Annotated in this window: 18 protein-coding genes; 2 read left to right on the top strand and 16 right to left on the bottom strand. The window is 40.3% G+C overall.

Annotated features, from left to right (window positions below; translation table 11 throughout):
• The first annotated feature begins 86 nt into the window (after positions 1-86).
• Positions 87-677 carry a DUF1836 domain-containing protein gene (locus tag COD92_RS09955; RefSeq protein WP_098527366.1) on the top strand — a complete coding sequence of 197 codons (591 nt, stop codon included), beginning with the start codon at positions 87-89 and terminating at the stop codon, positions 675-677.
• Positions 678-794: 117 nt separating this feature from the next.
• Here the strand turns inward: COD92_RS09955 and COD92_RS09950 are convergent, their stop codons facing one another.
• Positions 795-2,351, bottom strand: coding sequence for a glycosyl hydrolase family 28-related protein (locus tag COD92_RS09950; RefSeq protein WP_098996235.1), 1,557 nt, complete (start codon positions 2,349-2,351; stop codon positions 795-797).
• Positions 2,352-2,639: 288 nt separating this feature from the next.
• Positions 2,640-3,386: an RDD family protein gene (locus tag COD92_RS09945; RefSeq protein WP_098996234.1), complete on the bottom strand. Its 747-nt coding sequence runs from the start codon at positions 3,384-3,386 to the stop codon at positions 2,640-2,642.
• 154 nt (positions 3,387-3,540) lie between these two features.
• On the opposite strand from COD92_RS09945, the gene COD92_RS09940 reads away from it, so the two are divergent.
• Positions 3,541-3,855 carry a DUF3892 domain-containing protein gene (locus COD92_RS09940; RefSeq protein WP_098527363.1) on the top strand — a complete coding sequence of 105 codons (315 nt, stop codon included), beginning with the start codon at positions 3,541-3,543 and terminating at the stop codon, positions 3,853-3,855.
• 39 nt (positions 3,856-3,894) lie between these two features.
• On the opposite strand, the gene leuD is transcribed toward COD92_RS09940, so the two are convergent.
• From leuD to COD92_RS31895, 14 genes are all read right to left on the bottom strand, one after another.
• Positions 3,895-4,479, bottom strand: coding sequence for a 3-isopropylmalate dehydratase small subunit (gene leuD, locus COD92_RS09935; protein WP_098527362.1), 585 nt, complete (start codon positions 4,477-4,479; stop codon positions 3,895-3,897).
• A gap of 1 nt (position 4,480) precedes the next feature.
• Positions 4,481-5,899 (bottom strand): 3-isopropylmalate dehydratase large subunit, encoded by a 1,419-nt coding sequence (gene leuC / locus COD92_RS09930; protein WP_098996233.1) that lies wholly within the window; start codon positions 5,897-5,899, stop codon positions 4,481-4,483.
• 93 nt (positions 5,900-5,992) lie between these two features.
• Positions 5,993-7,099: a 3-isopropylmalate dehydrogenase gene (gene leuB / locus COD92_RS09925; RefSeq protein ID WP_098527360.1), complete on the bottom strand. Its 1,107-nt coding sequence runs from the start codon at positions 7,097-7,099 to the stop codon at positions 5,993-5,995.
• 236 nt (positions 7,100-7,335) lie between these two features.
• On the bottom strand, positions 7,336-8,880 hold the full coding sequence (locus tag COD92_RS09920; protein ID WP_098527359.1) for a 2-isopropylmalate synthase: 1,545 nt from the start codon (positions 8,878-8,880) through the stop codon (positions 7,336-7,338).
• The gene (ilvC, locus tag COD92_RS09915) at positions 8,867-9,898 is read right to left on the bottom strand and encodes a ketol-acid reductoisomerase (RefSeq protein ID WP_098527358.1); all 1,032 of its coding nucleotides are present in this window, start codon (positions 9,896-9,898) and stop codon (positions 8,867-8,869) included. Before ilvC ends, COD92_RS09920 begins: the two co-directional genes overlap by 14 nt.
• Positions 9,899-9,924: 26 nt before the next feature.
• A complete protein-coding gene (gene ilvN, locus COD92_RS09910) occupies positions 9,925-10,446 on the bottom strand; it encodes an acetolactate synthase small subunit (protein WP_098527357.1) in 522 nt (173 codons plus the stop codon).
• Complete coding sequence (gene ilvB / locus COD92_RS09905; RefSeq protein ID WP_098527356.1) at positions 10,443-12,170, bottom strand: biosynthetic-type acetolactate synthase large subunit; 1,728 nt, start codon at positions 12,168-12,170, stop codon at positions 10,443-10,445. Before ilvB ends, ilvN begins: the two co-directional genes overlap by 4 nt.
• 599 nt (positions 12,171-12,769) lie before the next feature.
• The gene (gene ilvD, locus COD92_RS09900) at positions 12,770-14,440 is read right to left on the bottom strand and encodes a dihydroxy-acid dehydratase (RefSeq protein ID WP_098527355.1); all 1,671 of its coding nucleotides are present in this window, start codon (positions 14,438-14,440) and stop codon (positions 12,770-12,772) included.
• A gap of 363 nt (positions 14,441-14,803) precedes the next feature.
• On the bottom strand, positions 14,804-15,538 hold the full coding sequence (locus COD92_RS09895) for an exonuclease domain-containing protein (RefSeq protein ID WP_098527354.1): 735 nt from the start codon (positions 15,536-15,538) through the stop codon (positions 14,804-14,806).
• Positions 15,525-16,511, bottom strand: coding sequence for a DUF294 nucleotidyltransferase-like domain-containing protein (locus COD92_RS09890; protein ID WP_255286498.1), 987 nt, complete (start codon positions 16,509-16,511; stop codon positions 15,525-15,527). Before COD92_RS09890 ends, COD92_RS09895 begins: the two co-directional genes overlap by 14 nt.
• Positions 16,512-16,583: 72 nt before the next feature.
• Positions 16,584-17,846: an ammonium transporter gene (locus COD92_RS09885; protein ID WP_098527352.1), complete on the bottom strand. Its 1,263-nt coding sequence runs from the start codon at positions 17,844-17,846 to the stop codon at positions 16,584-16,586.
• Positions 17,847-18,038: 192 nt separating this feature from the next.
• A complete protein-coding gene (locus tag COD92_RS09880; protein WP_098527351.1) occupies positions 18,039-18,368 on the bottom strand; it encodes a MerR family transcriptional regulator in 330 nt (109 codons plus the stop codon).
• A gap of 141 nt (positions 18,369-18,509) precedes the next feature.
• Positions 18,510-18,668: a hypothetical protein gene (locus COD92_RS31900; protein WP_176550420.1), complete on the bottom strand. Its 159-nt coding sequence runs from the start codon at positions 18,666-18,668 to the stop codon at positions 18,510-18,512.
• 21 nt (positions 18,669-18,689) lie between these two features.
• Positions 18,690-18,827: a hypothetical protein gene (locus COD92_RS31895; RefSeq protein WP_176541029.1), complete on the bottom strand. Its 138-nt coding sequence runs from the start codon at positions 18,825-18,827 to the stop codon at positions 18,690-18,692.
• Between the last annotated feature and the right edge of the window lie 158 nt (positions 18,828-18,985).

The following is an 18,985-nucleotide window of genomic DNA, read 5'->3' as shown; positions in this document are numbered from 1 at the left end:
AATAATACTGATAAAACAGAATCTAGTCAATCTTTATCTCATTATGTATAATAATATTATCGATTAAGTTAGTGGGGGCTTTTAAAATGGAAAATATCAAACATATCATTGATTCGATAGGTCCTGAGATAAATTTAACACTGGATGAAATTCCAAACATTGATTTATATATGGACCAGGTCATTCAATTATTTGAAAATAAATTCAACGAGTCAAAGCGGAATCAAGAAGATAAGATTCTTACTAAAACCATGATTAATAACTATGCAAAGGGAAAATTGATTTTTCCGATACAAAATAAAAAATATTCAAAAGAACATCTAATTTTAATGAGCTTGATTTACCAGCTAAAGGGGGCACTATCGATCAATGATATTAAAGTGACCCTAAGCGGAATTAATAAAAAAATTATAAATGATAAAATGGATTTAGATTCTTTTTATAGTAGTTACTTACATCTAACCAGCCAAAATGTTGCTGATTTTAAAGTAGATATTGGAGATAGAGTAACGCAAGTAAAGGAGGAAATCTCTGAGGACCACCAAGATGATGCTGCTTATTTAGAGCAGGTTCTGATGATTTCTACTCTAGTCCATATGAGTAATTTATACAGAAGAGCTGCTGAAAAACTAGTAGACGAAATTGTTGTTGAGAAGGAAGGGAAGCGTCAAAAATGATTTGACGCTTTTTTCATGAGATAAGAAGGTATAAAAGTTTTTAACTTTGAGNNCTTTCCCTGAGCGTCTTATGTTTGTCGGGGCTGTTCAAGGCGCTTTTCGCTTTTCTTATGTGGTCTAAATTCCGGCAGGTCCATGGGCAGGGGCCATTGTTTCAATCCAAACATCTTGTACACCCGGCCCAACCTCAATTTCTTCTGGAGAGCAATCTTGAATTTTAATAGAGTCAGCATGATTATCGCCGCCGTAAACCTTTATACAAGCCCCTCGATTTGTAAAATTCTTGACTGTCACTCTGTTCAAAATTACATTTCTGGCTCGATATTGCACCGCAATAACCGGGTTGCCTTTAAAGTCATACTCAGGGCCGCCAACCACTGTAAATTGATTAACGACCACATTTTTATAAGCGGAAACGACTAATCCTCGTGGTGTTGAATCCTTATATAAATCAGAGTATACTGGTGCAATCGCTGCCAGATTGGCAGCGATAATATTATGGGCACTCCTCGATTCTGAATCGTTCCGGTTATGGTGACCTATATGGCGGAAGTTAAAAGAACGATTATCATTCAGAGAAATGTGTCCCATGATTATCACGTTGGACGCCGCAGAAGAATTCTCGTGGGCCTTTATTTCAATTCCGCCAAAGCATCGGGAGCTTGAATTATTCACTAAACAAACATTCCGCGAACCATCATCAATCTCGATTCCGTTTGAATTTGAGAAGCCCTGTTGATGAGCACGACCGCTTGGGTCGCACATATGTGAATTAGAGATAAAAATATAATCGCTGTGGTGTGTGGTAATTCCATCGTCACCAAAACCGTAGCCAGTCACATGATCAAGCCAGACATATTTGCTGCCGCCGCGGGCCCGATATCCGTCACCGGCATAATTGTATAATGTTGAAGAAATATCAAAACAATGAAGTCCGGGATTCATTCCTTCCACGTCTTTCACCCAGCCGTAAGTAACATTTGCGTAGGTTAAACAGCTTGAATGGTTGCCCCATGTACTTGTCTTTTGAACATTACCGAGTCTTTCGACGTTCCAATCCAAACTTAAGCCTTGGACAAAAAGGTGATGATTTCCTTTCCAATGATTAGCGTTTGTGATTAATCTATTGCCCTTTGGGGCTTTGTCATGAAGTTTAATCGTGGTTGTGCCTGCACCCGAGCCGATAAACCATGTCCAAGACGGCAGTGTAATACCCTTCGTGACATAAATTCCAGGAGGAACGATTACTTTAACTTGTCCGTTACCAAGTGCCTTTTTAAATGCAGAGGTGCAATCTGTTTTTCCGTCCCCAACTGCTCCATAATCCACTACATTTATTTCTTTCTTAATGTTAGCAAGTAATCGCTTGTACTCCACGTCAAGCTTGTCTTTCCAATCTGGAACGACATTTCCATCATGGTCCAGTAAAATTCGAGTAGGTTCCAATAGCCGAGCTCGCTCAGCAGTAAGATGAAAAACACCACTTTCAAGTTTTTTTATGATAGAAAATGATCTGCTTGCTTCAGGTTGAGGTGCGTTGGAAAAGTGACGTGATTGCTGAAATAAGGAATCGGTTTCTTGTATTAGTTCTTTTATATGTAGTTTATTTCCGGTTATTTGGTCTATTAGCAACTTGTTCTGAAGCGGATCATGGGTTTTATCTAAATCTGGCATTTTCTTCACTCCGTAAAGGCTTATTAAAAGTAGTATACACTGGTTAAGCTTTAAAGTGAAAAAGAACGGGTCCAATATAAATCCATCCCAATCATTTATCTATTCGTTAAAATGGAATGACAAAAGAAGGTATATCATGGAAAGTTGGATGAATTACCGGGAATCCACAGTAGAACTATCAGTAGTATGAGAATTTATTCAATTCATGATGAACTGAATCTAAATTCCTGTTCAATGAAAATAAAACCCTTCCATAAAAATTTATGAAGGGTCGTCAATTATACAATTTTATAAAACAAAACCGGCAATTAATAAGGCAATCGGAAAAAAACTGATAAATAAAATCCGGGCTGTACTAGTGTGCCCATATAATACTACAGTTCCAATTTGCCTATCCCAGGTCGACCTTCCATTCTTTGTAAGATCAAGAAAAGAGAAAAAAAAGCAAACCAAATTAATAATCGGTACACCAAGTCCCATTCCAACTGCAGTTACATAAATACTCCGTTTTATTGCTGTTAAAATGTCGACTCGCTCTCCATTTACTTTATATAAACGAATGTTTAGAATGGCCTTACCTAAGGTGTTGCCAAAGATAGAGAGGATATAAGCCTCTACAGAAATATAGAGAATCACGCTAAGTAAAAAGATGAATAACCTTGATGACTTAAAAATAAAGGACGGGGAAAAGATCGATACAAATGTGATAAGGAAAAGAGAAAATAACGATAGATCAAATAACCTAGCCAAAAAACGTACAAAGGGTCTTCCATTTGGATAAGTATCCTTTTTTAGTTCCTGCCAAGTGGCAGCTAAATTTACCTTTGAATCGGCGATTTTATACTTAAAGGAGGATTCCGGAAGCAGATATAGACTATTTGCCATCTGCCAATCATCCATATCTTTGTTCCAAATATAAGTTTCAGCAGGTAAGATGCCTTGTTCAAATAGTTTCCCTAATTCAAAAAAACCAACAGGTCCTTGTTGTTGATGATCGCGGATGTAAAACCAAACATTTTCTTTTGGTAATTCCATATCATCACCCCTAACTAGGTAAATTATACCATGATAAATTAACTGTAATTTTTTATTAGTTTAGGATAAGTTTGAACATTTATTGACATTTTTGTCCAAAAGGATAAATGAAATGATAATGAAAAATAATAACAAATGTTCGGAGGTGGAAGTGATGGAACAGAAGGATTATCAAAAAATTTACGAAGAGTATAAAGCACAAGGTGAACAGCAGGCACAAGTTGAGGCGAATCAAGGGACTAACCCCGGAAAAGAGGAGTTTGTTGCAGTTAGAAAAAATGATGATGGCGACATCATCGCGTTCAGAACCAGTTCTGGGCGGGAATTAGATTATCTAACCGCTTTAAATGAAGCGAAGGCAGGCAAACTCGCCCATGTAGATGTTTTTCATAAATATGGCCGGGACATCATTCGGAGTGAACCGGATGGTATTAAGGAGAACAATCTGGATCATCTGCCAGAATTTTAATAGGCAGAAAAAATGCGCTAGGGCAATGCCCAGCGCATTTTATTTGCTTGCAGCTTCATATTGATTAATTTTATCCTCGTATGTTAAAGTGACGCCAATTTCATCCCAGCCATTAAGCAACATTTGCTTAGGGTATGGAGCGATATCGAATGAAAGTTCAAAACCTTCATTGTCGTATACTTTCTGTTCCTCAAGGTCAACTGTTAATGTGTATTCAGTGGACTCAGCCTTTTTAATAATTGTCTGAACCTGATCCTCACTAGCTACAATCGCGAGAATACCATTTTTCACACAGTTGTTTTTAAAAATATCGGCATAGCTTGGAGCAATAATGACTTTAAAGCCGAAATCCTGAACTGCCCATGGGGCATGCTCACGAGAAGAGCCACAGCCAAAATTCTCGCCGGCAACTATGATGGATGCGCCTTTATATTTCGGCTCATTCAATGAAAAATCAGGACGAGGATTCCCGTTGTCATCAAAACGCCAGTTATAAAATAAAAATTGGCCGAAACCACTGCGTTCTATCCGTTTCAAAAACTGCTTAGGGATAATCTGGTCAGTATCAATATTAGAACGGTTTAATGGATAAACAAGGCCTTGGTGCACACGTAATGGTTCCATATTAAATTACCTCCTGAGCAGTAAATTGACGGACATCCACAAAATGACCAGCTACCGCAGCGGCTGCTGCCATTTCTGGACTTACAAGGTGGGTGCGGGCACCATTTCCTTGACGTCCTTCGAAGTTTCGGTTAGAAGTAGATGCACAGCGTCCGCCTGGAGGAACAATATCATCATTCATTGCAAGACACATACTGCAGCCTGCTTCACGCCATTCAAAACCAGCTTCAATAAACACTTGATCAATGCCCTCTTTTTCAGCGGCAAGTTTAATACTAAATGAACCTGGAACAACAATCGCTTTAACACCAGGATTTACTTTGCGGCCGTGAATCACTTCAGCAGCTTTACGTAAATCGCTCAATCTTGAGTTTGTGCAAGAACCAATAAATACATAATCGATCGCTACACTTGAAAGAGGCTGTCCAGCTTCAAGTCCCATATATTCAAGGGCACGCTTGATTTCATCTTTTTCGCTTGGCTTGTTAGAATCAGCAGGACTTGGTACGTTTGCTGTAACCGGGATACACATACCAGGGTTCGTTCCCCATGTTACTTGCGGTTCAACTTCAGCTGCATCAATTTCAACTACAGAATCATAAACTGCACCTTCATCTGTTGCAAGAGCACGCCATTTTTCTACAGCTTTCTCAAACTCTTCCCCTTGTGGAGCATGTCTTCTGCCGCGTACGTATTCAAAAGTGGTTTCATCTGGAGTAATCAATCCTGCTCTAGCGCCAGCCTCAATGGACATGTTACAGACCGTCATACGCTCATCCATGGAAAGGGCTCGGATTGCTTCACCAGTATATTCAATGACATAACCAGTACCAAACTGAACACCGAATTTTCCGATAATCGCGAGGATTAAATCTTTTGCAGTAACGCCTGTCCCAAGTTTTCCATTAACCTTTACATTAAGGGTTTTTGGTTTTGCTTGCCAAAGGGTTTGGGTGGCAAGAACATGTTCAACTTCGCTTGTTCCAATACCAAAGGCCAGGGCACCAAATGCACCGTGTGTAGAGGTATGGCTGTCGCCGCAAACAATGGTTTTACCAGGTTGTGTAAGACCAAGCTCAGGCCCGATAACATGGACGATTCCGTTATCTGGATGATGAATGTCAGCAAGGGTTACTCCGAATTCCTGACAATTTTTTTGTAAGGTATCAATTTGATTTTTCGAAACAGGATCGTTAATAGTCAGCCTCTGGCGGGTTGGCACGTTATGATCCATTGTTGCAAAAGTCAGGTCAGGGCGGCGAACTTTGCGCCCGTTCATGCGCAAGCCTTCAAACGCTTGAGGGGAGGTTACTTCATGAACAAGATGTAAATCAATATATAGTAAATCTGGTTTTCCTTCTTCTTGATGAACAACATGCTGTTCCCAAATTTTTTGGATAATTGTTTTTGGTGTTGTCATAGTACACTTCCTCACTATAAGTGATTTATAGTTTTTATGGATAGAAAAATTGCGGGTAAACCATTTAATTAACTGGTTTACCCTGCAAATGAATTAATAATAACAGCTGGCGATGCATTTGGATGCATGCTGCGATTTAATATAATCAACAATCAATTTTGTCATCTCTGCTGTTCCTACTTGGCGTCCTTCTGCAATTTGAAGGTCCCCTGTATGGAATCCAGAATCGAGAACCGACTGTACGGCATCTTCAATCACTTTGGCTTCATTATTTAAATCAAATGAATATCTCAGCATCATGGCAGCTGATAAAATCATCGCAGCTGGATTGGCAATTCCTTTGCCGGCGATGTCAGGTGCGGAACCATGAACTGGTTCGTACAGACCAACACCGTCTTCACGCAAGCTTGCAGAAGGGAGCATACCAATCGAGCCAGTTAAAACAGAAGCTTCATCACTTAAAATATCGCCAAAAAGATTTTCTGTCACAATGACATCAAACTGAGTTGGGTTTGTGATTAATTTCATTGCGGCAGCATCAACTAACAGATGCTCAACCACTACATCAGGATATTGAGCTTTTTTCTCCTCAACCACTTCACGCCACATCTTGCTGGATTCAAGGACATTGGCCTTATCAACCGAAGTAAGGTGCCCCGAGCGTTGCTGGGCAGCTTGGAAACCTTTATCGACAATTCTTTCAATTTCCTTACGTGTATAAGAAAGTGTGTCGACTACAGCATTACCATTATCACGGCGTTCGCTTGGTGTACCGAAATAAAGCCCGCCCGTTAATTCACGTACAATGAGGAGGTCGCTTCCTGCCACGACTTCTTCCTTAAGTGGGGAAGCATGGAGCAGATTCTTAAATCCCTTAATTGGCCTTAAATTTGCGTATAAATCCAACGCTTTCCGAATACCAAGCAAGCCACGTTCTGGACGAAGATGGGAAGGGTTTTGATCCCATTTTGGTCCGCCTACAGCACCTAGTAAGACAGCATCTGCTTGTTTACAAGCATCGACTGTTGAATCCGGAAGGGGAGTGCCGTACTGATCAATGGCTGCTCCTCCGATTTCATGGGTTTCAAAGCTAAAACTATGATTAAATTCCTCTGCAATTGCTTGTAAGACATCTTTTGCGGAATTAATAACTTCCTTGCCAATCCCATCACCGGGAAGTAAGACAATATGTTTTTTCACTAGAAGCAACCTCCTCATTTTTTTGTTTTACGATTAGCGCCTATGGGGACGCCTTTATTTAAATATAAGAATGTATAAATTTCCACTTCGAGAATTGTCCAGCTCCAGGCGCCATCGGCTCGAGGTCACAAGCCAATCCGTCCAAAAGGTTAAAGAACAACCTTTCGGCCGGCTCGTCTTGTGCTTGTCGCCGAAGTCTAAGCGCCTTGCGCTTTTCTTATTAAATAAGAACTTTTTTATAGTGCTGCTGGTTCTTGAACTAATGCTGTTTGGTTAAAACAAGCACGATTGACTGCATTTAAGAAGGACCTTGCTGATGCTTCCAAAACGTCTTGGGCAGAGCCGCGGCCCGAGTAAGAGGTTCCGTTCACCGTCATCTTTACATGGACCTCAGCAAGAGCGTCGCGTCCTTGGCCAACAGAACTTAGTCTGAAATCAGTCAAATGGATTTCTTCTTCAATTAGTGCTTCAAGGGTGTTCATTAATGCTTCAACACTTCCTGATCCGGTACGCGCTGTTTCAACTCGATTACCCTCTGGAGTTGTAAGGGCAACAGTCGCAGTAGGGAGATTTGCTGAACCATAGTGCACTTGGAAAGCAACCAATTCATATTTTTTCACATCGATAGTCGCTGTCTGAATATCAGTTAAGATGGTAAATAAATCCTCATCTGTAACTTCCTTTTTACGATCGGTTAATTGTTTAAAAGAAGTAAATGCTTCAGCAAGTTTTTCAGGTGATAAGGAGTAACCTAATTGCTCGATTTTGTCCTTGAAGGCATGGCGGCCAGAATGTTTTCCAAGAACTAAGTCATTGGAAGTAACCCCGACTAATTCAGGAGTGATAATCTCATAGGTTAACGCATTTTTTAAAACGCCGTCCTGATGTATTCCTGATTCATGAGCGAAGGCATTTCTTCCTACAACTGCTTTATTAGGCGGAACAATCATCCCTGTTAAACGGCTGACCAAATCACTTGTGCGTTTAATTTCTTTTAAAACTAGATTGGTAGTATATGGATACTTATCTTTACGGATATTTAGGGCAACGGCAACTTCTTCTAAAGAGGCATTGCCGGCACGTTCACCAATCCCGTTGATGGTACCTTCAACTTGAGTTACACCATTTTCAATTGCTGCTAATGTATTGGCAACGGCCATTCCTAAATCATCGTGACAATGACAAGAAAGGGCAGCTTTATGAATATTAGGTACATTTTCTCTGATGTAACGGAACATCCGTCCATATTCTTCAGGGGTTGTATAACCTACTGTATCCGGAAGATTAATGACAGTTGCTCCGGCATCAATGACTTTTGTAATAATTTGAACTAGAAAATCCAGATCAGAGCGGGAAGCATCTTCTGCAGACCATTCAATATGCGGAAATCTTTGTTTCGCATATCTAACCATGTCTACTGCTGTGTTAATAACCTCCTCTGGAGTTTTCATCAGCTTATATTGCATATGGATAGGGGAGGTAGCAAGAAAAACATGCAATCTAGGTTCGGCTGCACCTTTTAACGCATCCCACGCAATGTCAATGTCCGATTTTGTTGCACGTGCCAGGCCTGTAACCGAAGAATTCTTGATTGTTTGGGCAATGGCTCTTACTGCTTCAAAATCGCCTTGAGAGGAAGCCGGAAAGCCGGCCTCCATAATATCAACCCCAAACCGTTCAAGCTGTCTGGCGATTTCTAATTTCTCAAGCTGGTTTAAATTCACACCAGGAGACTGTTCTCCATCACGTAAGGTTGTATCAAAGATGTTAACGTGAACCATTTACCACCACTTCTTTCTTCGCATTTACTGGCTTTTTAATAAATGGCATTAATGCACGAAGCTCGCGGCCGACAACCTCGATTTGGTGATTGTTTTCAGCACGGTTAATTGCGTTGAATTGTGGGCGGTTTGTTTGATTCTCTAAGATCCAGCCCTGAGCAAATTTACCAGTTTGGATATCTTTTAATACTTCTTTCATGCGCGCTTTTGTATCTTCGTTCACTACACGTGGTCCAGATACGAAATCTCCCCATTGAGCAGTGTCAGAGATAGAATAACGCATGTTTTCTAATCCACCTTCATATAAAAGGTCAACGATTAATTTCAATTCATGTAAACACTCGAAATAAGCAACTTCAGGCTGGTAACCTGCTTCTACTAGAGTTTCGAAGCCAGCTTTGATTAGGGCAGTAGCACCGCCGCAAAGAACCGCTTGTTCTCCGAATAAATCTGTTTCTGTTTCTTCTTGGAAAGTAGTTTCTAATACTCCGGCACGAGCAGAGCCGATTCCTTTTGCATAAGCAAGAGCAACATCACGTGCTTGACCAGTGTAATCTTGGTAAACAGCATATAGAGCAGGAACTCCAGCACCTTCTGTATAAGTACGGCGAACTAAATGTCCTGGGCCTTTTGGAGCTACTAAGAATACGTCAACATCAGCAGGAGCAACGATTTGGCTGAAGTGAATGTTGAAACCATGTGCAAATACTAATGCGTTTCCTGCTTGAAGATTTGCTTTGATGCTTTCTTCATATACTTTAGGCTGCATTTCATCTGGAAGAAGAACCATTACTACATCAGCAGCTGCAGTTGCTTCTGCAACAGGGCGAACGTCTAAACCATCTTCAACTGCTTTATCCCATGATTTTCCTTCGCGTAAACCAACTACTACATCAAAGCCGCTTTCTTTTAAGTTAAGCGCATGAGCATGACCTTGAGAGCCATATCCGATTACTGCAATTTTCTTTCCTTGTAAAACTTCCTCTTTAATATCTCCGTTATAAAGTACCTTTACCATTATGAATCATCCTCTCAGATATATTGTTATTTTAATAGTGAATATGTTGCTAGGTCGTTTACTTGTGGCTGGTGCCCACGCTGGAGGGCAGTCAGACCGGTTCTTGCAATTTCCTTAATGCCGTAGGGGCGAAGCATTTCAATCAAGGCATCAATTTTATCAGGACGTCCTGTAATTTGGACGGCGAGACTGTCTTTGCTTACATCAATAATTAAGGCACGGAACGGATCAATAATCCCGTTGATTTCACTGCGCAATTGGCTGTTAGATGCTACTTTTATTAGGGCAAGTTCTCTTGCGACAATCGCTTTATCAGTAATATCGGATACCTTTAAAACATCAATTTGCTTGTTTAATTGTTTTGTTACCTGTTCAAGACGCTGTTCGTCTTCAACTTCAACTACCAGGGTCATTTTTGAAATTCCCTCGGTTTCGGAAGGGCCAACCGAAATACTTTCAATATTGAACTGGCGTCTTTGCAGGAGTCCGGTTACACGGTTAAGGACACCGCTTCGGTCTTGAACAGTTGCTGTTATGATCCGTTTCATGGTTTCACCCCCAACATTTCATGAATTCCTTTACCAGGGGCAATCATCGGGAATACTTTTTCTTGCTGAAGGACACGGCAATCAACTAATACCGGACCATTATGGGCAAATACTTCCGGTAAAACCGTGATCAGTTCTTCCTGATTGTTAACCCGATAACCCTTAATTGAATAGCTGTCAGCAAGTTTGACAAAATCAGGCTGTGTATGAAGAATCGATTCTGAAATACGATTTCCATGTAAAAGTTCCTGCCATTGGCGAACCATTCCTAGGGCGCCGTTGTTGACAATAATAATTTTTACCGGAAGGTTTCTTTCGTATATAATCGACAATTCCTGAAGTGTCATTTGGAAGCCGCCATCGCCAACAATTGCTACAACGGTACTATCTGGTTCGGCGATTTGTGCGCCAATTGCGGCAGGGAAACCAAAGCCCATTGTTCCAAGTCCGCCAGAGGTAATCCAGCGATGTGGCTGCTTAAAGGTGTAATATTGTGCTGCCCACATTTGGTGCTGACCGACATCAGTTGCAACGATGGCGTCACCATTCGTAACTTTATGGACTGCTTCGATTACCCATTGCGGACACATTCCGTTTGGATCATGTTTATACCAAAGCGGATACTCCTGTTTGTTCTGGCTCAGTTTTTTCAGCCATTCAGCAGCTTTAGGTGATTCAATTTCCTGATTAAGCAGTTCGCTAAGTGCCTCTTTCGTATCAGAAACGATTGGAAGATGTGTTGGAACATTTTTACCAATTTCAGCAGGATCGATATCGATATGGGCAACCTTCGCAAATGGGGCGAAGTGTTTAAGATTTCCTGTTAGTCTGTCATCGAATCGGGCACCAAAGTTGATTAGCAGGTCACATTCGTAAATTGCCATGTTTGCTGCATAGGTTCCATGCATTCCTCCCATTCCTAATGAAAGGGGATTATCTGCAGGAAAGGTACCAAGTCCAAGTAAGGTAGTGACTACTGGGATTTGGTGTTTTTCCGCAAAAGCAGTTAATTCAGCGGATGCTTTTCCATGAAGGACACCGGCGCCCGAAAGAATTAATGGCTTGATAGCTTTTGAAATCGATTCGGCAAGCTTTTTAATTTGTAATGGATTTGGCTTTGTTGTTGGCTGATATCCAGGTAAATTAATGCTTGCTTCCTCAAATTCCTGGGTTAAAAATCCAGCTGAGATATCTTTCGGGACATCCACTACGACTGGTCCTGGCCGCCCTGTAGAAGCAATATGAAAAGCTTCTTTGACGATGCGCGGTAAGTCCTCAACGGATTGGACCTGAAAGTTATGTTTTGTAATTGGTGTCGTGATCGCCATAATATCTGCTTCTTGGAAGGCGTCTGTTCCGATGATGTTTCGTGCAACCTGCCCAGTGAAAACGACAAGCGGCAGGGAATCCATCATTGCATCCGTTATGCCTGTAACAAGGTTGGTTGCTCCAGGTCCTGAGGTAGCAATGACCACTCCAGGTTTGCCTGTAACGCGGGCATAACCTTCGGCTGCATGAATCATTCCTTGTTCATGTCGGAAGAGAATATGCTCGATTGTTCCTTTGGCACGGTATATGGCGTCGTAAATTGGAAGAACGGCACCACCAGGATATCCAAACAGTGTTTCTACACCTTCTTTTTTCAGTAAGTCGATGAGAAGGTCTGCACCGGTTCTCGGTTCTGTAGTTGTTTGGACCTCAAGCTTTTTTGCTTCTACTTTCACGTCATAATCCCTCCTTAAAGGTATAAATTGAATGTAGATATCGAAAAATAATGAATTTTTAAGTAAATGTCGTTTTTTGTATTATAATATAGAAATTTGTAAATAAACAGATAATTTTATTAATAAAATGTTGGAATTTTACGATAAATCTTTATACACAGTCAAAAAGGCCCATTATCCACGAATTAACTGCAAAAACGAAAACATAAGCAGAATAATCGGGGAGAAAAGGCCTTTCATTTTCTCGGTACCACCCGTTTTTTTACAGTATCCTTACGAATACTGCCTTAGGAAGCGACAACTAATTAGAACGCTTCTTTTGGTAACAGGTGCTTTTAAAATAACACCTGATTGAGCCTACTTTATAAAATATTTCAGCCCAACACTCAGGGATGATGTCAGAATAAGTTGTATTACTGGGCTTCCAGCAACCCCAGCTCTCTGAAAATACAAGATCTTATTCCTTTATTCCCGTCATCGATTTAACTATTATTTTGTCAAATAATCATCATTGTCACTTTTAGTACCTTATCTTCCTTAGGGAAGGGGAGGGGTACTAACGATTCCCGTGCTTTAGCTTCGGCAATCATGCCGTTATTTTATATCTTCATTATGCCGCCAGTATTAGCAGAAGTAACAAGCTTCGCATATTTTGCTAGATAACCAGTTTTAATTTTTGGTTCTGGTTTAACCCATGCTGTGCGTCTTTCAGCTAACACTTCATCATCAACAACAAGTTCAATCGAACGCGCTTCTAAATCAATTAAAATCTTGTCACCATTTTCAACGAGGGCAATCGGTCCGCCTTCTGCAGCTTCTGGTGAGATATGACCAATTGAAATTCCACGGCTTGCACCCGAGAAGCGGCCGTCCGTGATAAGCGCAACTTCTTTACCTAGTCCACGTCCCATAATAGCGGATGTAGGAGCAAGCATTTCTGGCATTCCTGGTCCGCCTTTTGGTCCTTCATAGCGGATTACCACTACGTGGCCAGCTTTCACGGTGCCGTTATTAATGTTTTCTTGTGCTTCTTCTTGAGAATCAAACACGATGGCTTCTCCTAAGAAGGTCTTAATAGAAGGATCAACTGCACCAACCTTGATGACGGCACCATCAGGAGCAATGTTTCCATATAGGATGGATAGTCCACCAACTGGGCTATATGGATTGTCTTTAGTCCGAATGACCGCCTCATTTGTGATTGTTGCTTCCTTCACATTTTCATGAAGAGTTTTTCCTGTAATGGTTAGGCAATTATCATGTAATGCGCCTTCTACTTTATAAAGCTCATTGATGATTGCACTAACACCGCCGGCACGATGAACATCGTCCATAGAATAATCAGATGCTGGCATAATCTTTGCAAGATAAGGGACTCTTTCAGCAATTTTGTTAATTTCGCGAAGATCGTAATCGATCCCTGCTTCATGAGCGATGGCTAATGTGTGTAACACCGTATTAGTGGAGCCGCCCATTGCCATATCTAGTGCAAAGGCATTATCAATGGCTTCTCTTGTAATGATGTCACGTGGTTTAATATCATTTTTAATCAATTCAATCAGGTGTCTAGCGGCTTGCTTAATTAGTTGGTGTCTTTCTTCTGAAGTAGCAACCATCGTTCCGTTACCAGGAACGGTCATTCCTAAAACTTCCATTAAACAGTTCATTGAGTTTGCTGTGAACATTCCGGAACATGAGCCGCAAGTAGGGCAGGCATTTGTTTCAATCTCAAGTAACTGCTGCTGGCTAATTGTGCCGTTGTGGTAAGCACCAACACCTTCAAAAACTGAAGTTAGGGAAAGATTTTTTCCTGTTGATGGTGAAACACCAGCCTCCATTGGACCGCCTGATACAAAAACGGATGGTACGTTCGTTCTTGCGGCAGCCATTAACATCCCTGGTGTGATTTTGTCACAGTTTGGAATGTAAAAAACACCGTCAAACCAGTGTGCGTTGATTACAGTTTCAGCACTGTCCGCGATGATTTCACGGCTTGGGAGGGAGTAGCGCATGCCAATATGTCCCATTGCAATTCCGTCATCGACGCCGATTGTATTAAATTCAAAAGGAATACCTCCAGCTTCACGGATCGCTTCTTTCACTATTTCACCGAAATGATTAAGGTGTTTATGTCCTGGGATAATGTCAATATACGAGTTACACACCCCGATAAATGGCTTTTCAAGGTCACTCGTTTTTACCCCGGTTGCATATAATAGACTGCGGTGGGGAGCACGATCAATTCCCTTTTTAATCATATCGCTTCGCATTTTCTTAGCTCCTAACTGACAATGGTATGGTCTGTATCTTGGGTAACAAGCCACTCCGTCGTTTGTTACATTTCATCTTGTTAATGATTGATGATTTATTTTCGATAATCATACAACCAATCGAGAACATGGTCAATATAAAAATCTGACAATTCAAACAAATCAATTAATCTGGTAGCGTTTTCATCATTGGTCTGATAAGGAATTTATAAATAAAAAATTTTTAAAAAATTTTTTATTCTTTGAAACTGAGGAGAGAAAATTCGAAGAAATTTCAGTAGTAAGTAGGGGGGAGGAGTATAAAAGTCCAGTTGAAAACTACTATGCTAATAGGTAAAAATGTTAGATTAATATAGTAGTTTATCAACCGATTTTTGCTAAATGTTCATATACTTGTCGTAAATATCGGAAGCCTTTTTCCTCTGCTAACTGTAAATAATGTCTCCAAACTTTTGCTGTCATGATGGCATCACTAAGGGCATGGTGGCGATTTTCTACCTCAATGCCACATTCCTCGCAAACTTCTTCAAGCGGGGCTGATTTCATATAGGGGTTTGATAGGCGGATGAGAAAAGAAGTATCGACAATCCGATGGTCGAATCTTGTTCGTAATGCGTCGCTGGTGATTCTCTTCATAAACGCCTGCTCGTGACTGGCATGGTGTGCAACTAGAAGATCGCTTTTAATAAATTGAAAGAATTGCATTAACGCATCTTTAGCAATCGGGGCAGTACTTAAATCACTTTCGTAAATATTCGTTAAAGCAGAAATTTCACTTGATAATGGAAGATTCGATTTGACTAATGTATAAAAGGTCTCCTGTTCCTTTAATTGGCTTCCTGTCATTTTGACCGCACCAATCGAAATGATTTGGTCCCCCTTTTCGGGGTAAAAACCGGTCGTTTCTAAATCAAAGACCACAACCCTTAATTCTTTCAACGGAACGTCCAAACTGTTCTTTTCTTTCATTTCTCTTTGAATTTCTCTAAGGAAAGCCATTTGCTGCAGAGAGGATTGATTTGGTAAGCTGGCAAATAGATTTGAATTTGCTCTTCCAGATATTTGGCGGAAAAATTGGATCATATCATTCATTCTCATCTGAATCATCCTTTTCTATTAACCTTTTCATATTATGAAAGAGGACTGCACCGTTTTTAATGATTTCTTTAACCTCTCTGATCTGTTCTTTTGTCAGGCGGCTGACCGCTAAATAATGACCTGAATCATAGTCATTATGGTCAGAAAATAATAATCGGTAGGTAAGCAGCTTTAAGAACTGTTTTTTGAAAAAAGCTTTATCACTCGCAGGAAAATAGGAATCTGGTATTTTTTCAAGACGCAAAAGAGATGAGGTTTCGTACAATTTTTCTTTCATGGAGAGAAGACGGATTGCATTTACATATGGAAAAAGACCAATTTCTTTGATATTTAGTTTACCGGCATGGGCCCCGTGTGTTTCTGCGAGAAGCTGGCCCAATACGTTGATTCCTTTTTTGAGATGAAGGGTATTGCTTAAAGATTTCATCAGTAAGTGATGTTGGTTCATGTTTTGATAAATATGTTCCTTTAACATTTCAACATAGGCGACATCGCCATAAATAGATCTTCCGTCTAGAAAGATGAGCAGATAGCGGATCGATTCCCAGGTTGATTCCAGCATCCATTTCGATAATTGCTGCTTCCATTCATTAAGTGATTTACACCAGAACGGGTTGCTGGCCATTACGCCGCCGTCACAATATCTGTACCCTGCTTGATAGAGTCCTTTGGAGATTTCTTTTCCTAATGTTAGAAAGTAAGATTTGGCCTCGTCCGATGAATCGAGATAAATAATTCCATGGTCTTGGTCACTCCACACAGATTGTTCCATCCTGCCAGCACTGCCCATGACGAAGAATGTGAAGGGTGAAGGAGGAGGTCCATGCTGGCTCGAAACTTGATTAATAGCGATATCCGCCACACGGTGGATCAATGTATCGTGCAGTTCGTTTAGTTTAAAATGGTCATGGTAAATGTTTTTTATGTTTTCATCCCGAAGATGAACTAGTTCTGTATATGGGTCAATTTGCACATGTACACCTCCTAAATTCAAATAGCAGTCAATCCTTATTAAAGGGATTGACTGCGTTTCATTATTCATTTCTTATTGAATTTTAAATTGTTGCTCTGCCTTTACCAATTCAGGGTATCCGTAGCTGCCGTGCTCGCTCATATCAAGACCGATAATTTCTTCTTCTTCCGTAACACGTAATCCGTTCATGACTTTTTTCATCACAGCTAGAAGAATAAAGGATACGATGAAGGCGAAGGCTGCACAAGTGAAAACCCCTAATGCTTGAACACCGAGCTGATGTAATCCGCCCCCATAAAATAAACCGGGCTTACCAACAGTGGCTAATTCTTTTGTTGCAAAGAAGCCTGTAGATAAGGTTCCCCAAACCCCGGCAGTTCCGTGAACTGAAAGAGCGGCAATTGGATCGTCAATTTTAATTTTCTCAAAGAATCTGATACTATAAAACACTAATATTCCAGCAATAAAACCAATTAATACTGCTGCCCATGTTTCTACGAAAGCACAGGAAGCTGTTATCGCTACAAGACCTGCTAAAGCACCGTTTAACATCATTGGAACATCTGCTTTCCCTAATACGATCCAAGAAACGATCATTGCTGCTATGGTTCCTGCTGCAGCCGCAAGGTTAGTATTCATAGCAACAAATCCAAAGAACCCTTTGTCAACAGATAACGTACTACCTGCATTGAATCCGAACCAGCCAACCCATAATAGTAAGACGCTCAAGGCTGTGAATACTTGGTTATGTCCTGCTAGGTTATTAGCGGAACCGTCTTTGTTATATTTTCCAATCCGTGGTTTTAATAGAATGGTAGCAGCAAGTGCTGCCATTGCACCGGTTAAGTGAACAACTGTTGATCCAGCAAAGTCTTGTTTACCATGCTCAGCTAACCAGCCGCCGCCCCAAATCCAGTGAGCGATAGGAGGGTAAACGATGACGGAAAATAGTACTGCAAATACAAGATATGCACTTAGTTTAGCCCGTTCAGCAAATCCGCCAAATGCGATTGTTAGTGAAATACCAGCAAAGGCTAATTGGAATAAGAAGAAAACTGCGCCGGAAAGTGATAAACTATCCATGTCATAGCCAGAATATAAGAAATTCGAGAAACCAATCAGTGAGTTACCTTTACCAAAAATTAAACCAAAACCAACTGCCCAAAATATAATGGAACTGATACTAAATGTTAGTATGGTTTTACCCGCTATATGTCCTGCATTTTTCATCCGGGTTGATCCGGTTTCTAAGAGGATGAAACCGCCGATCATTAAAATAACTAGTACCGCTCCTAACATAACCCATAGACTGTTCATTAAGAATGTAGTATCCATTTATATTCCCCCTTATTACTGATGTTAATTTTTATAACATCCTCTGTAGTTGTAACTTTACAATAATCTGGAGGTCCTATCTATAATTGTGGGAGATTTTCTAACATAGTTTTTAAAAAAGGGGAAATAATCTCCCTATGATATGTAAAAATAAAGCCTCGTTTCTGTTATAAGAATCGAGGCTTTTTACTTTTATGAATTTCTTCGGATCCCAAACTGGGCATTTAGCTGTCCTTGGATCATTTTGCGGCGTATATCATCCTGATTTTGTTTCTTCTGTTCTCGAAGCATTTCCTTTCTAATTTCATGTGTTTGAATTCCGTCCTCAATTTTGTTAGCGATATCCATTAATAATTCGACATCAGTAAAGGAAAATTTTCGGCTTCCGCCTGCAGATCTTTCGGGGAATATCAGCTTTCTTTCTTCATAATATCGTATTTGCCTTTCGGAAAGTCCGGTTAAGTCTCTGACAATACCAATAGTAATAACCTTTTTATCTTTGTAAGACATATCTTTTCCCATTTTACTCGCTCACCACACCCCAATGTTAGCTATAGTTAGAATATTTTTAATATTATACGTTACATTTCCTCACATGAAAATGGATATTTGTATTTATATGGTTTATTTTTATGAAATAAATCTTTTTGGAGTAGAAGGATATTATTTTTTAGAGGGCATTGACTTCTTATAAAGAATCTCCAGTTCACTGATTGTAAGTGATTGAAGCTCGGCAGATGAATAAAGCATATCGGAACCTGCTAACTTTTTAATATAAAATTGCTTTAATCGTTCAAGGCCTCTTCGTAAGTGGGTTGTCAACATCTTTCCCTCCTTTAGATATTAGGCGTTTTGTAATTTTCGTAAAAGTTCGTGTCCTTTAGAGCCCATAGTTTTCATGAGTTCTTCATATAATTCATCACGTAATTTATCTAATTGTAAGATTTGCATCGCTAATTTAATTTCATATCGTTGATTCATGTGAAATCTCCCCTTCGATTAGTTTATAATCAAAAATTAACTGATTTTTTTGCTCTTGTCAGTGAAGATGTTAGAAAGGTTAACAGGATATTTTCTGGGGTGCCGGAATGTATTGAAAGGAATTCTTACGAATGAAAAAGAACCGGCTTTTGACCGGT

This window comes from Bacillus sp. AFS037270, from assembly GCF_002585305.1.
This window is presented reverse-complemented; position numbering and strand designations above follow the sequence as displayed.

Coding starts and splice junctions, on each gene's coding strand:
- COD92_RS09955 (WP_098527366.1), top strand. CDS start 87: ATGGAAAATATCAAACATATCATTGATTCGATAGGTCCTGAGATAAAT.
- COD92_RS09950 (WP_098996235.1), bottom strand. CDS start 2,351: ATGCCAGATTTAGATAAAACCCATGATCCGCTTCAGAACAAGTTGCTA.
- COD92_RS09945 (WP_098996234.1), bottom strand. CDS start 3,386: ATGGAATTACCAAAAGAAAATGTTTGGTTTTACATCCGCGATCATCAA.
- COD92_RS09940 (WP_098527363.1), top strand. CDS start 3,541: ATGGAACAGAAGGATTATCAAAAAATTTACGAAGAGTATAAAGCACAA.
- leuD (WP_098527362.1), bottom strand. CDS start 4,479: ATGGAACCATTACGTGTGCACCAAGGCCTTGTTTATCCATTAAACCGT.
- leuC (WP_098996233.1), bottom strand. CDS start 5,899: ATGACAACACCAAAAACAATTATCCAAAAAATTTGGGAACAGCATGTT.
- COD92_RS09920 (WP_098527359.1), bottom strand. CDS start 8,880: ATGGTTCACGTTAACATCTTTGATACAACCTTACGTGATGGAGAACAG.
- ilvC (WP_098527358.1), bottom strand. CDS start 9,898: ATGGTAAAGGTACTTTATAACGGAGATATTAAAGAGGAAGTTTTACAA.
- ilvN (WP_098527357.1), bottom strand. CDS start 10,446: ATGAAACGGATCATAACAGCAACTGTTCAAGACCGAAGCGGTGTCCTT.
- ilvD (WP_098527355.1), bottom strand. CDS start 14,440: ATGCGAAGCGATATGATTAAAAAGGGAATTGATCGTGCTCCCCACCGC.
- COD92_RS09895 (WP_098527354.1), bottom strand. CDS start 15,538: ATGAGAATGAATGATATGATCCAATTTTTCCGCCAAATATCTGGAAGA.
- COD92_RS09885 (WP_098527352.1), bottom strand. CDS start 17,846: ATGGATACTACATTCTTAATGAACAGTCTATGGGTTATGTTAGGAGCG.
- COD92_RS09880 (WP_098527351.1), bottom strand. CDS start 18,368: ATGGGAAAAGATATGTCTTACAAAGATAAAAAGGTTATTACTATTGGT.
- COD92_RS31895 (WP_176541029.1), bottom strand. CDS start 18,827: ATGAATCAACGATATGAAATTAAATTAGCGATGCAAATCTTACAATTA.